This is a genomic window from Prochlorococcus sp. MIT 0603 (assembly GCF_000760215.1).
In the GTDB taxonomy this organism is placed as follows: domain Bacteria; phylum Cyanobacteriota; class Cyanobacteriia; order PCC-6307; family Cyanobiaceae; genus Prochlorococcus_E.
Genome location: NZ_JNAW01000001.1, coordinates 270,287 through 283,051, shown reverse-complemented (window position 1 = coordinate 283,051; position 12,765 = coordinate 270,287). Strand labels below are relative to the sequence as shown.

The following is a 12,765-nucleotide window of genomic DNA, read 5'->3' as shown; positions in this document are numbered from 1 at the left end:
TCATCATCATTTTGACTCATTAGAGCATGTCTTCCCAAAACAATTCAATTCCGAAAAGTCTTTCAATTGGATTAGGTGGAAACATTAACAGTCCGATTGGTCCACCAGAATTAACTTTAATTAAGGCAAAGCCTTATATAGAACAAGTTATAAATGTATGGACTGATACATTCCTGGAATCAAATGGTAGTAAGAACTCACTAAATCTTGGGGTGGATTTAAAAATCAATTTTCACTGGTCTCCCCTTTATCTAACCGAACCCATAGGTGGTCCAAAAGGACAGCCCAACTTTGTTAATGCTGCATTAGTTGCGGAGGGGGGAGAGCTTGAAAAACTAAATCCTTCTGTATTAGCAGCAAAAGATCTTTTAAAGAGATTTTTGGAAATAGAAAAAATGTTTGGTAGAGATAGAAGCAATGCCTCAATTCATTGGGGGCCTAGATCGTTGGATATAGATTTTCTTTCTTGGGGGAATCTCAAAGTACAAAGTTCAGAATTAACTCTTCCTCACCCTCGTCTATCAGAAAGAGATTTTGTTATTATTCCATTGGCTGAAGCACTCCAAAAAAAATCAAATAGACCAATCAAGATCTCTCCTCAGCATGGGTGGGAAGACTAACAATTTTCAAATAATCAAATAGAAAGAATATGATCAAAATATCTAGAGCCTTTTAGGAACTATTAAGTTATGGCACCCTTAGCACCAACAGAACCATCAAAAATTATAAAAACCATACACTCAGTAAACTCAAAAAAACTTAATTTTGAAATTAAGAAAGTCGAGCTTCCTATTGGTATTCAAGGAACCTTTGGGATGATTCGGCATCCAGGAGCAGCCTTAGCAGTCCCAATTAAAGAGGATGGAAAAATAATTGTTTTGAGGCAATATAGATTTGCAGTATCTAGAAGAATTCTTGAATTTCCTGCAGGAACTCTTGAAACAAATGAAGAACCCCTTGCATCAATCAAGAGAGAATTACAAGAAGAGTCTGGATATAAAGCTTCTCAATGGGATTCTTTAGGGTTAATGATTCCTTGTCCAGGCTACTCAGACGAAGTAATTCATATGTTTCTAGCTCGAACAATCAAAGCCTTAATTAATAAGCCAAAAGGAGATCTAGATGAAGATATTGAGGTTTTAGAAATGACTAAGGAAGAACTTGAGAATTGCATTGCAAGCGGGGAGGAGCCGCTTGACGGAAAGAGCATTACAGCTTGGCATAGAGCATGTCAATTCTTAAATCTTTAAAGAGTATTATTAAATAACTATTATTTATGACAATAATTCTCTAATTACATTCGCAATATACTCTTGCTCATTAAGTTCTAATTCAGGGTAAATTGGCAGGCTAAGAACTTCGCTGCAAAGCATCTCCGTATTTTTCAGTATGGATTTTTCATAGCCAAAATTGTTATAGGCAGGCTGTAAATGTATAGGTATTGGATAGTATATAATTGTATTAATTCCTTTTTCAAAGAGGTTTGCTTTCAACCAATTACGAGCAAAACTATCTGGCAAAGCTGGGTAATTTTTTTCTATATTCTCATCAAATTGATATTCCAAAGTTTTTTTTCGATCATTGCTAAAAGGTTGAACTCTTACTACAAACTGATTCCAGGAATGAATCTGACTATTATTTATAAAGTCATGAGGCAATCCTAACCCAGGCAAGTCTTTTAGCAACTCTTTATAAATAGATGCAATTTCTTTTCGCTTTTTGATCCATTCTGAAAGCATTGGTAATTTGACATTTAATATTGCCGCCTGAATAGCATCCAGTCGACTGTTATAGCCAAGTTCTGTATGAAAATATCTTCTAGGCATTCCATGAACAGCAAGTTCTTTAATCCTTTGAGCAAGTTCTGGGTCATTTGTAGTAACCGCTCCAGCATCACCAGCCGCACCGAGATTCTTCGTGGGGAAAAAACTAAAGCAACCAATATCTCCAATACTTCCTACTGGATGCCCTTCCCATTGAGATCCAGCAGCTTGTGCACAATCTTCAATGACTTTTAATCCATATTCTTTAGCCAAAGAAAGTATTTGAGTCATATCTACAGGGCAACCAAACAGATGGACTGGCAAAATAGCTTTTGTTGAAGAAGTGATGGCCCCCTTAATTAGATTTATATCTAGCAAATAGTTTTCTGGATCAACATCAACAAAAACTGGCTTTGCTCCTACATTACTAATTGCCTCAGCTGATGCAAAAAAGCCAAAAGAGGCTGTGATTACTTCATCACCAGGTCCTATATCAAGTGCTCTTAACGCAAGTATCAGTGCATCTGTCCCACTATTACAGCCTATTGAATAACTAACACCAATGGCTTTTGAAAATGATTTCTCAAAAGCAGTTACTTCTAAACCACCAATGTAATTACCACTATTTAAAACCCTCAACACAGCTGAATCAAGATCCTGTCCGATTTTGGACAGTTGTTTTTCAAGAGTAAAAGGTGGTATCTGCATAAACTTCACCTTAAGGCCTCAAGTACTTTCTTTGAATAATCTTGAGTTGCTATTCATTGAAACCAAGGTGGTTCCAACCCAGGCTTCCACTTAATATTGCATCCTATTGAAGGCTTCTGAACAATCGAAACCTTTCGAGAATTCAAGATAGCGTCTAGTGCACTCCTTATATCAGACCCAGTCGAAGGGATATTGTTACCCGGCCTGCTGCTATCAAGCTGACCACGATAAATCAATCTATGTTCCCCATTCAAAGAAGTAGCAAAAAGGAAGAAGTCTGGAGTACAAGCAGCCTTTAAAGATTTTGCAAAAGCTTGTTCTAAATCAAGTAAATAAGGGAAAGTCCATCGATTTTCAGTTATTTGTTTAGCTAAATATTCAGGTCCATCTTGGGGATGTGTTTCTAAGCAATTACTTGCTATTCCAACCAATTGAATAGTATCTCCAAAATCATCATTCAACTGAGTAATTTGGTGTTCAACATGTTTTACAAAAGGGCAGTGTGCACAAAGCACCATTACCAAGACAGGTTTACTGTTCAGCATATGTATATTCATTCGGTCAGAAGAGTCATCAATAGAATTATCTTTCGGATCATCTACCTTTACTAAAGGCAAATCAAAATCTGGCAAAACAGACCCTAAAGGGAGCATGGTTGATGAAGTTTTAGTCATAATTCCAAAGGCTTCTTGCTATGTGTAATAAAAATAGTTTCTTATTTATATTCCTCAATGCACCCTCAGTAAGAGAGAATTAACAAACCCTTTTCAATCATCCTCGAAAAGATGCTTCTAGATCTCAGTGGCAAAAGAATCCTTGTAACAGGAATTGCCAATAATCGCTCTATAGCCTGGGGTATAGCCCAACAACTTCATGCGGGTGGAGCAGAATTAGGAATCACATATCTACCAGACGATAAGGGAAGATTTGAAAGTAAAGTACGAGAATTAACTGCTCCACTCAAGCCAAGCCTATTTTTACCTCTTAACGTTCAAAACAATAACCAAATTGAAGAAGTTTTCAATGAAATTAAAACCAAATGGGGCAAATTAGATGGATTGGTGCATTGCCTTGCTTTTGCTGGTAAAGAAGAGCTAATTGGAGATTATAGTGCTACCACTTCAGAAGGTTTTGAGAGGGCATTAAACATAAGTGCATATTCAATTGCGCCACTTTGTAGGTATGCAAAACCTCTCTTCAGTGAAAATGCAGGCGTTGTAACTTTGACCTATTTAGGTGCAGAAAGAGCAATCCCCAATTACAACGTTATGGGAGTTGCGAAAGCAGCTCTAGAGGCATCTGTGCGTTATCTTTCCGCAGAGTTAGGTCCTGAAAAACAAATTCGAGTAAATGCAATAAGTGCTGGTCCTATTAGGACCTTGGCCAGTTCTGCAATTGGTGGGATACTTGACATGATCCACAATGTTGAAGAAAAAGCACCATTGCGACGAACAGTGACTCAAAAAGAAGTCGGAAATACTGCCGCATTCCTTCTAAGTGATCTCTCAAGTGGTATATCAGGTCAAACGATTTACGTAGATGCTGGATATTGCATTAACGGAATGTAATTTTGATGTCACCATATCTTATAGATCAACTAAATATATGAATCTTCATCGGCAAGGTAGCATTCATCGAATCACCAATGAAACTGACGTAAATGTTCAGGTGAATCTTGATGGCTCTGGAAAAAACAAAATTTCTTCGGGGATTGCCTTCCTAGATCATATGCTTCATCAACTCTCTAGCCACGGTTTAATAGACCTAGAAGTAATAGCAAAAGGAGATACACATATTGATGATCATCACACTAATGAAGATGTAGGGATTGCTCTTGGACAAGCTATTTCCAAAGCATTAGGTAATAGACGTGGAATTTATAGATTTGGTAATTTTATTGCTCCATTAGATGAAGCCTTAGTTCAAGTTGTACTGGATTGTTCAGGTCGACCTCATATTAATTATGAATTAGATATACCTACTCAAAAAATTGGCACCTATGACACAGAATTAGTTAAAGAGTTCTTTGTTGCTGTAGCAAACAACAGCGGTTTAACTCTTCATATAAGACAATTAAATGGAACAAATTCTCACCATATCGTGGAAGCTTGCTTCAAAGCATTTTCAAAAGCATTAAGAATGGCTATTGAATTAGATCCAAGAAGAGAAGGAGACATCCCCAGCAGTAAAGGAGTTTTGGAACAAGCAGGATAGATAGAGTAAACAATAGGCAAACGAATAGATCACTCGCGTTTTCCTAATAATTACGCGAGTATTAGCCAACCTAAGATCAATTGAGTAATGCAAAATAAAGTGGATACTAAAAAGGCTCAAAATTACACAGGGTTTAATCAACGAGATTGGTCTAGCGCTTATTGCAATGTTGAAAAGGAATGTAGGAATATCCAATTAAAAGTAATTGATGGTCAAGTACCGCAGGATCTAAATGGAACTTTTTATAGAAATGGACCAGGTCGATTAGAAAGAAATGGACATTGGGTTCATCATCCATTCGATGGTGATGGAATGATTTCCTCAATGCGTTTCAACAATGGCGCAGTTACTCTATGCAATCGTTTTATAAAAACAAAAGCTTGGGAAGAAGAAGAAAAAGCAGGGAAATTTCTTTATCGAGGAGTATTTGGCACCAAGAAATCGGGTGCATTAATAACAAATGCATTTGATATTCGTTTGAAAAATATTGCCAATACTCATGTAGTCAAACTGGGTGAAGAACTTCTCGCCCTTTGGGAGGCTGCAAGCCCCCATGCATTAAACCCTGACACCTTAGAGACCTATGGTCTATCTAATCTAAATGGTGTTCTTTCAGAGAACGAAGCATTTAGCGCTCATCCTCGCTTTGATCCTGGTCATTATGAAAACCCAAGAATGGTTACTTTTGGAGTCAAAACAGGCCCAAAAAGCACTATCCGCTTAATGGAATTTGATACCCAAGGGAAACTAGCCGGTCAACTAATAAGTGATAGAAAAGACACCTTCAATGGATTCGCATTCCTCCATGATTTTGCAATTACTCCAAATTGGGCAATATTTTTGCAGAACTCTATAAGATTCAATCCTTTGCCTTTCATTCTTGGGCAAAAAGGAGCCGCACAATGTTTACAATCCAACCCAAAAGAGACAGGAAAATTCTGGTTAATTCCAAGGAACTCCGGTAGCTTTTCTAAGCAGGCACCTAAAACATTTGATGCTCCTGCTGGGTTTGTTTTTCATCATGTAAATGCATGGGAAAAAGCTGAAGAAGTAATTATAGAAAGTATTTTTTATAGAGATTTTCCTACAATTGCTCCAAATAAAGATTTTAAAAAAATCAACTTTGAAGAACTTCCTGAGGGGATTTTGAAAAGGTGTCGCATTAATTTAAAAACCCAACAGGTTCAGGAAGAAACATTAAGCAATCAATGCTGTGAATTTGCCATGGTGAATCCCAAACGATTAGGCCAAGCCGCTAAATATAGCTGGATGGCTACTGCGCAAAAAGATAATGGGAACGGACCATTACAAGCAATCAAAAAATTAAATCTAATCAATCTGGAATCAGATTATTGGAGTGCTGCACCAAGAGGTTTTGTTAGCGAGCCTCTTATGATACCTAATAATAAATCTCAAAATGAAGACGATGGATGGGTATTAGTTTTGATATGGAATGGGCAGCTTCAATCAACTCAATTGGTTATTTTAAAAGCTAATGACCTCAGTCATCAGGCAACGTTAGATTTACCTATAAAAATTCCTCATGGTTTACATGGAAGTTGGGTCAATTCTTAAAATTTAAAAATTTTTTTAATCCCTGGGAGCAATGCTTTAAAGGCAATTCCACGATGACTGAAATATGTTTTCTCCAAGGAAGTCATTTCTGCAAATGTTAATCCTGTTCCAAGAACCTCAAAAATTGGATCATATCCAAAACCTTTATCTCCCCTAGGTTCTTTTACAATGAGTCCATCACAACGACCATCAACTTCTAATAAGATCTTTCCTTCTGGCGAAGCAATGCATAGAGCAGCAGAAAAAAAAGCTCTACGATTTTCAGAACCATTTAACTCTCGCAACAACTTAAGAATGCGCTCCTGATCACTATTTGCATATCTGGAAGAATAAACACCCGGGGCTCCGTCCAAGCATTCAACGCATAACCCCGAATCATCTGCTAGTGCTAGTTTCCCAGTCGCTTTGGAAGCCGCCAAAGCTTTTAAAGATGCATTCTCTGCAAAGCTTTTCCCTGTTTCTTCAATCTCCAATTCATTAGGTTGCCCTATAATGATTAACGGATAACTTACAAAAAGCTTTTCAAATTCTTGAATCTTTCCTTTATTAGTACTCGCTATTACAAGAGAATGGGAAAGATCCTTATTAATAAATTGATTCATGAATTAGAGGCAAATTCCTTAGCCCAATTCAGAGTTACTACAACCTCCTCCTTGGTGGGAGCTTCACAATAAATTCTCAATAAAGGTTCAGTACCTGAAAAGCGAAACATCAACCAATTTCGTTCTCCAAATCGTAATTTGCATCCATCTAAGACTGTTATTTCTTCTACTTTTTTGTTCCTAACAAAAGTAGGAGGTTCTCGCTGCAATAGCTCTTCGAATCTTTTTCTTGAATCGTTATCTGCAAGTAAAAGATCTATCCGATCATAAAAACTAATTCCAACACGATTCTCTAACTCACTTAAACGAACTCCTAAAGGCTTATTTCCATAAACAATCGCCTCAAGCAATAACAAGGCTACATATAAGGCATCTCTTTCTGGCAAATGATCGCCAAAACCTATACCTCCTGACTCTTCACCGCCAAGTAAAACTTTTCTACCAAGCATTTCTTCAGCAATATATTTAAACCCCACTGGTCTTTCAATAACTTCCCTACCAAATATTTTAGCCATTGAACTAATACAATCAGAACCGCTAACCGTTTTAACAACACAACCAGGCATTCCCCTGGCTCCTGCCATATGTTCAATTAAAAGTGGGATCAATAATTGCGTGCTGCAAAATCGGCCTGTTTCATCAATAGCTGATATACGATCACCATCCCCGTCGAAAACCAAACCTATCGAAGAATGGCCTTCAATCGACAGAGTCTTAATCGTCGAAATAAGCTCTGACAAATTTCTCTCCAATGGCTCAGGTGAATTTCCACCAAATAATGGATCTCTTTTGGTACGTATTTCGTGTAGAAAATCAGATGAACCTGTTCCAAAAATTTCTTTCATACAACCTGCTGCTGAACCATGCATTGAATCAACTATGACCTTTAATCCCATATTCTTAATTCCATCTATAAGGTAAGTGATATCAATTTTTCTTTTTAATCCAATTAAATGATTTTTTCGACAAGGGAACCTCTTCGTCCCCCCTTCAACAGGAACTGTTACCCCTCCTATTAAAAGTCTCTTTTCAACAGATTTTGTAAAGTCTTCTTTAACCGATCCCCCCATAGGACCCTTTATTTTTAAGCCCAACCACTCCGGCGGATTATGACTAGCTGTTATAACTAGTGCCCCTAAAGCATTGTTTTGGACGACTGCCCAACTACATGAAGGGGTAGTCACCGAAGTATCTGCTAAAAGCGGCTCTACATCACATGCTCTTACGGCTGATGCTATTGCCTCTGCAAATTCAGGAGCTAAGAACCTTCGGTCATAACCAATGACGACCTTATTAGCTGAATTATTATCACCTCGTCTGGCAACCATTTCCTGAGTGGCAGCCAAGGCTACACACAAAAGTCTTTCAATAGTGATATCAACACCTAAAACACCTCTCCATCCATCAGTGCCAAATTGAATTGGTGCTGCTCGCAATTTCATGGTTTGTTTAAGCATGCAGAAAAATCAATTAAGCAAGTTTGCCAACAAAGCAAATTAATGTGAGCTTATGACATTTCCCATATTAGGAAGTAAAACAATAACTGATAGGGTCTTTTGCAGTTGGATTCGCTGTAAAAGAAAAGCTTGGTTAGATCTTAATCAAAACAGTAAGGAAAGAATTTGGTCAGCCCACAGAGCACTACAACTCGATCATCAACATAAAAGCCTATCTGAGTTTCTTAGTGAAAAGCCTAGAAGAGGACTATCCGCATTGCAAGAAGGTGCAGCAGAGGTCATTGGAATGCGACTTAAAGGTATTACTCCTTTAGGTTTAGATATCGAAGCTCATCCCCCTTTACTTAAAAAAATAAAAGGCAAAAGCAATTGGGGAGATTTCTTATATGTACCAGTAGCAATAAAACAAGGCCAAAGGCTTACAAGAGAAAACCGCCTTTCTTTAGCGCTCTGGGGTTATTTATTAGAACAATTTCAAAAAGTTCAAGTGCAATATGGCCTTGTGATTTCAACCGGTAAAAATGGACTAGAAGTACAAAAAATAGCTTTTACAAAAAAGATCAAAGCTGAATTATTCGAAGCATTGAAGAAATTTCAGAAAGACTTATCTAAAGAAGATCAGCCTGGACTAACTTCGGATAGAAAGAAATGCACTCTCTGCTCATGGAAAAATTATTGTGATCAAAAGGCAGCCCAAGAAGGTGACTTAAGTGAAGTGAATGGAATTGGAGCAAAGAGAAAGAATATCCTTCAAGAAATAGGTATTCAAAACCTTAATGAACTTGCATCAACTAGCGAAGACTATCTTAGAAGCAAGTTAAGTGCTTATGGAACAAATCATGAAAATATTGCATCTCAACTAATCAGACAAGCCAAAGTCCAAAGGGATCTATCGCCAGAAAAATTAACCCCAAATATGGTTTTACCAGAGCTAATATCTGCAAAAGGAGTGCTAATTTATGATATTGAATCTGATCCTGACGCTAGGCATGAATTCCTTCATGGCTTCATATTTATAAAAAGAAAAGAGAATGGAGAGTGGTCTGTAAAAGATAGCGAATATCAACCCATCCTTAATTTGAACAAAAAAAGTGAATCACTTGCTTGGAAGAAAATCAAAAATAAATTAAATTCATTTTCAGATTTTCCAATACTTCATTATGGTGAAACCGAACTTCTATCGATTTCACAACTAGGTAAAAATCAAGGCGAAAATGTAGAGGAAGTAAAAAAGATTATAAGTAATTTTATCGATATTCATTCAAGACTAAAGGAAGGTTGGTTGCTACCAGTTCACAGTTATAGCTTAAAAGTTGTAGCTAAATGGTTAAATTTTAATTGGAATCAAAAAGATGCAAATGGAGCACAAGCATTACTTTGGTGGAGGCAATCGCAAAAACTAAAAGCCGGGGGGGAAGCAGCAAAGAAGTTAAAATCTATATTAAGATACAATCATGATGACTGCATTGCAACCTGGAAAATAGCTGAGTGGATTATCAATAATAACTAGGGTGAACTTAAAAGTATTTCTACAAATCAACAAATCCAATTGGTTTATCTATATGAACAGTTCCTAAATCATTAATTAAATTAAGACACTTTAAAGACAAATATTTTCTTTTTATTAAAGCAAGGCCTATTGTCAAAGATGGTGCTTGATTTAAAACTGAAGTAATAAAGCCAGCTTTTTCAATAGTATTTCCATCTTCAGAAGAGACATCCAAAGTGTCATTTAAAGAAAATTCTCTTGTAGACTTGAAAAATCTTAGCTGATGTTTAAGCTTCCCAATATTCTTTAATTTAGACAGTGTCTCCTGCCCTAAGTAACAACCCTTATCCAAGTTGACTAAATCTGAAAGGCCTAACTCAAAGGGATTATTGACTCCATTTACCTCATTAGAACCATTTAAAAAACCTTGTCTGAGCATCCATTCTCTAACTTTTAGAGTATCAGCTTTCAAATAGTCGTTAAAGGTTTTAGGAAAACTTTTATCGCCTAATATCCATTCAGTTGTACTTGCTTTCCATGACTCTTCATTATTAATAATTTGAATTCTTCTTATATTTTCACAAGCTATAATTTCTACTTTATCTGAAGGAAATATAACCCTACCAAGTCCATTAATCAACTCATGAGCATTACCTCCAAGTACAATAAAATATAAATTTTCATTGATAAGTTTGACTTCTAATAGTGCATTTAACCTTCCAGTTGGAGAAAGCCAACACGTTCTTATAAGACTTCCTTCTTTGATTCCTAGGATATCCGAAGTAGTTTGTCCGTGAAGGAACTTTCGACTATCTAAGCCTTCTAATCTAAATAATGGAAATGAAGAATCCCATAAATAATCTCTTGTAAAAATCATGAGGCCATCTCATTAAATCTTTCAGAAATCTCACCGAGCAAGAAAAGACTTTTCAAATTCAAGCCAGCTTTTTCAATTTTTTCTGCTCCCCCTTCCTGTCTATCAACAATGCAAATAATATTGTTCACAAAATACCCTGCTTGCTTAAGTTGCTCTACGGCCTTTAAAGCAGAACCTCCTGTAGTAACAACATCTTCCAAAACAGTTATCAATGAACCCTTTTGAGGCAGCGGTCCTTCTAGCCAAGCATCCGTCCCATAACCTTTTGGCTCTTTTCGGACGATTAAGGCATCCAAAGGCCTTCTGAGTTGGGCTGCAGCCATGGCTACTGAACTTACCAATGGGTCACCGCCAAGAGTTACACCTGCCACCGCTACAGAATCTGATTCAATCCTTTCAAGAAGCATTCTGCTCAATAAAGACAATCCGATTCCACTCAGACTTACTGACTTGCAATTAACGTAATGATGGCTCTTTTGACCAGAGGCTAATTTGAAATCACCATACCTATAGGCTTTCGTAGCTAAAAGAGTTAGGAGCTTTTCTCGAGAAGCTTCACTAGATTCAGAAGGTAAATTCATGAGGAAAGTTAAATCTTTGGAACATTGACTTAGGTAATCCACTTATCTTCTAATTATTATTGCTCTTAAAGGTCTTCAAATTCACCAAAGGCCATTTCAAGGATCCATTCCTGAAGGGGGTGTAGCAATCTGGTGAATGCAGCGAACTCATAATTCGCCTTAGGCGAGTTCGATCCTCGCCACCCCCATACCAAGTTCATTGATGCAATTTCTTCTAATAGGCATATTAATTGCGTTGCCAGCCTTTTTTGCTGGAATAGAGCTAGCTGTGCTCAGATTACGACCCAGTCGTGTAGAAGTCCTGGTTGAAGAAAAAGCCCCAGGAGCTAATTCAATTCTGAGATTACAAAGAAGACTTCGAAGAGTTCTAATGGTTACTCAACTAGGAGTAACACTTTCTCTGATAACTCTTGGGTGGCTAATAGATAGTTTTTCCAAGCATACTTCGCCCAATCAACTCAAAACAGACAATATTTGGAATTTAGGCCTTTTATTTATCTTTGCATTACTTGCATCTCTCCTGGGAGGCCTAATACCTAAGGCATTTGTGCTTAATAGAACTGAGTCAACAGCTCTAAGAATTGCGCCAATATTCGAAGTAATCATGAACAGCTTTTGGCCATTTATTTATTTATTAGAAAAAATCTCATCTTCTCTACTGAAAATACTCGGGCTAAATTCTAGATGGGACTCATTAGTATCAGCATTGTCAGCAGGAGAATTAGAGACTTTAATCGAGAGAGGAAGAGTAACTGGTTTACATCCAGATGAAAAAAATATTTTAGAAGGTGTTTTCTCCTTACGAGACACGCAAGTTAGAGAAATAATGGTTCCAAGGTCAGGGATGGTTACTTTGCCAATTAATGTTGAATTCTCTCAACTAATGAAAGAAGTACACCTCAGCAGGCATGCTCGCTTCCTAGTGACTGATAAATCACTCGATGATGTAATTGGTGTATTAGATCTTCGTCAACTAGCAGATCCAATATCAAAAGGAACTATGAAATTAGATACACCTTTAAAAAAATACATCCAACCTGTCCCTAAAGTTCTAGAAACATGCACCCTGGAGAAAATACTTCCTTTAATAAAAAAAGGAAATCCATTTTTATTAGTAGTTGATGAGCATGGGGGTACGGAAGGCCTTATTACCTCTGCTGATCTTACTGGCGAAATAGTTGGTGATGAAATTGAGTTAAAGAAAGATCCTTTTTTAAAGCAAATTGGGAGCAATCCTGATATTTGGCTATCTGCAGGTGATCTTGAAATCATTGAAATAAATCGGCAATTAGATATTTCATTACCTGAAGCGAATGATTACCATACTCTGGCAGGATTGCTTTTAGAACAATTCCAAAAAGTACCTTCTAAGGGAGATCGTCTTATAATTAATAATATTTCCTTTAAAATTTCTTCAATGAAAGGTCCTAGAATTGAAACAGTAGAAGTAATGTTCAAGCAAAAAGTTTCAAAAGAAGGGGTATAGAGGATATTCTCAT

13 protein-coding genes and 1 tRNA gene are annotated in these 12,765 nt (G+C 37.0%); 8 read left to right on the top strand and 6 right to left on the bottom strand.

Going from position 1 to position 12,765, the window contains the following annotated elements:
- The first annotated feature begins 26 nt into the window (after positions 1 to 26).
- Positions 27 to 620, top strand: coding sequence for a 2-amino-4-hydroxy-6-hydroxymethyldihydropteridine diphosphokinase (folK, locus tag EV07_RS01475; protein WP_036916566.1), 594 nt, complete (start codon positions 27 to 29; stop codon positions 618 to 620).
- A gap of 69 nt (positions 621 to 689) precedes the next feature.
- The gene (locus EV07_RS01470) at positions 690 to 1,250 is read left to right on the top strand and encodes an NUDIX hydrolase (protein ID WP_036916565.1); all 561 of its coding nucleotides are present in this window, start codon (positions 690 to 692) and stop codon (positions 1,248 to 1,250) included.
- Between the two features lie 24 nt (positions 1,251 to 1,274).
- Here EV07_RS01470 and EV07_RS01465 read toward each other — a convergent pair whose 3' ends face one another.
- Both EV07_RS01465 and EV07_RS01460 read right to left on the bottom strand, forming a co-directional pair.
- Positions 1,275 to 2,471 (bottom strand): DegT/DnrJ/EryC1/StrS family aminotransferase, encoded by a 1,197-nt coding sequence (locus EV07_RS01465; RefSeq protein WP_036916563.1) that lies wholly within the window; start codon positions 2,469 to 2,471, stop codon positions 1,275 to 1,277.
- A 53-nt stretch (positions 2,472 to 2,524) separates the two neighbouring features.
- The gene (locus tag EV07_RS01460) at positions 2,525 to 3,145 is read right to left on the bottom strand and encodes a thioredoxin family protein (RefSeq protein ID WP_036916561.1); all 621 of its coding nucleotides are present in this window, start codon (positions 3,143 to 3,145) and stop codon (positions 2,525 to 2,527) included.
- Positions 3,146 to 3,256: 111 nt separating this feature from the next.
- Here EV07_RS01460 and fabI point away from each other — a divergent pair, with 111 nt between their 5' ends.
- The 3 genes from fabI to EV07_RS01445 all read left to right on the top strand — a co-directional run bounded on the left by fabI (position 3,257) and on the right by EV07_RS01445 (position 6,260).
- Positions 3,257 to 4,039 (top strand): enoyl-ACP reductase FabI, encoded by a 783-nt coding sequence (gene fabI, locus EV07_RS01455; RefSeq protein ID WP_036916560.1) that lies wholly within the window; start codon positions 3,257 to 3,259, stop codon positions 4,037 to 4,039.
- Positions 4,040 to 4,076: 37 nt separating this feature from the next.
- On the top strand, positions 4,077 to 4,685 hold the full coding sequence (gene hisB / locus EV07_RS01450) for an imidazoleglycerol-phosphate dehydratase HisB (RefSeq protein ID WP_036916558.1): 609 nt from the start codon (positions 4,077 to 4,079) through the stop codon (positions 4,683 to 4,685).
- A 99-nt stretch (positions 4,686 to 4,784) separates the two neighbouring features.
- Positions 4,785 to 6,260 (top strand): carotenoid oxygenase family protein, encoded by a 1,476-nt coding sequence (locus tag EV07_RS01445; protein ID WP_036916777.1) that lies wholly within the window; start codon positions 4,785 to 4,787, stop codon positions 6,258 to 6,260.
- On the opposite strand, the gene rdgB is transcribed toward EV07_RS01445, so the two are convergent.
- Positions 6,257 to 6,862 (bottom strand): RdgB/HAM1 family non-canonical purine NTP pyrophosphatase, encoded by a 606-nt coding sequence (gene rdgB, locus EV07_RS01440; RefSeq protein WP_052043793.1) that lies wholly within the window; start codon positions 6,860 to 6,862, stop codon positions 6,257 to 6,259. The genes EV07_RS01445 and rdgB overlap by 4 nt on opposite strands.
- Positions 6,859 to 8,319 carry a phosphoglucomutase/phosphomannomutase family protein gene (locus EV07_RS01435; protein WP_036916556.1) on the bottom strand — a complete coding sequence of 487 codons (1,461 nt, stop codon included), beginning with the start codon at positions 8,317 to 8,319 and terminating at the stop codon, positions 6,859 to 6,861. The genes rdgB and EV07_RS01435 overlap by 4 nt, the downstream gene beginning before the upstream one ends.
- Before the next feature lie 52 nt (positions 8,320 to 8,371).
- On the opposite strand from EV07_RS01435, the gene EV07_RS01430 reads away from it, so the two are divergent.
- Complete coding sequence (locus EV07_RS01430; RefSeq protein WP_036916554.1) at positions 8,372 to 9,829, top strand: TM0106 family RecB-like putative nuclease; 1,458 nt, start codon at positions 8,372 to 8,374, stop codon at positions 9,827 to 9,829.
- Between the two features lie 19 nt (positions 9,830 to 9,848).
- On the opposite strand, the gene ygfZ is transcribed toward EV07_RS01430, so the two are convergent.
- Positions 9,849 to 10,685 carry a CAF17-like 4Fe-4S cluster assembly/insertion protein YgfZ gene (gene ygfZ / locus EV07_RS01425; protein WP_036916553.1) on the bottom strand — a complete coding sequence of 279 codons (837 nt, stop codon included), beginning with the start codon at positions 10,683 to 10,685 and terminating at the stop codon, positions 9,849 to 9,851.
- On the bottom strand, positions 10,682 to 11,266 hold the full coding sequence (pyrE, locus tag EV07_RS01420) for an orotate phosphoribosyltransferase (RefSeq protein WP_036916770.1): 585 nt from the start codon (positions 11,264 to 11,266) through the stop codon (positions 10,682 to 10,684). Before pyrE ends, ygfZ begins: the two co-directional genes overlap by 4 nt.
- A gap of 115 nt (positions 11,267 to 11,381) precedes the next feature.
- Between pyrE and EV07_RS01415 the strand changes: the two genes are divergently transcribed.
- Positions 11,382 to 11,454, top strand: a tRNA-Ile gene (locus EV07_RS01415).
- Positions 11,455 to 11,468: 14 nt separating this feature from the next.
- Positions 11,469 to 12,752 carry a hemolysin family protein gene (locus EV07_RS01410; RefSeq protein ID WP_036916769.1) on the top strand — a complete coding sequence of 428 codons (1,284 nt, stop codon included), beginning with the start codon at positions 11,469 to 11,471 and terminating at the stop codon, positions 12,750 to 12,752.
- Positions 12,753 to 12,765: the final 13 nt, after the last annotated feature.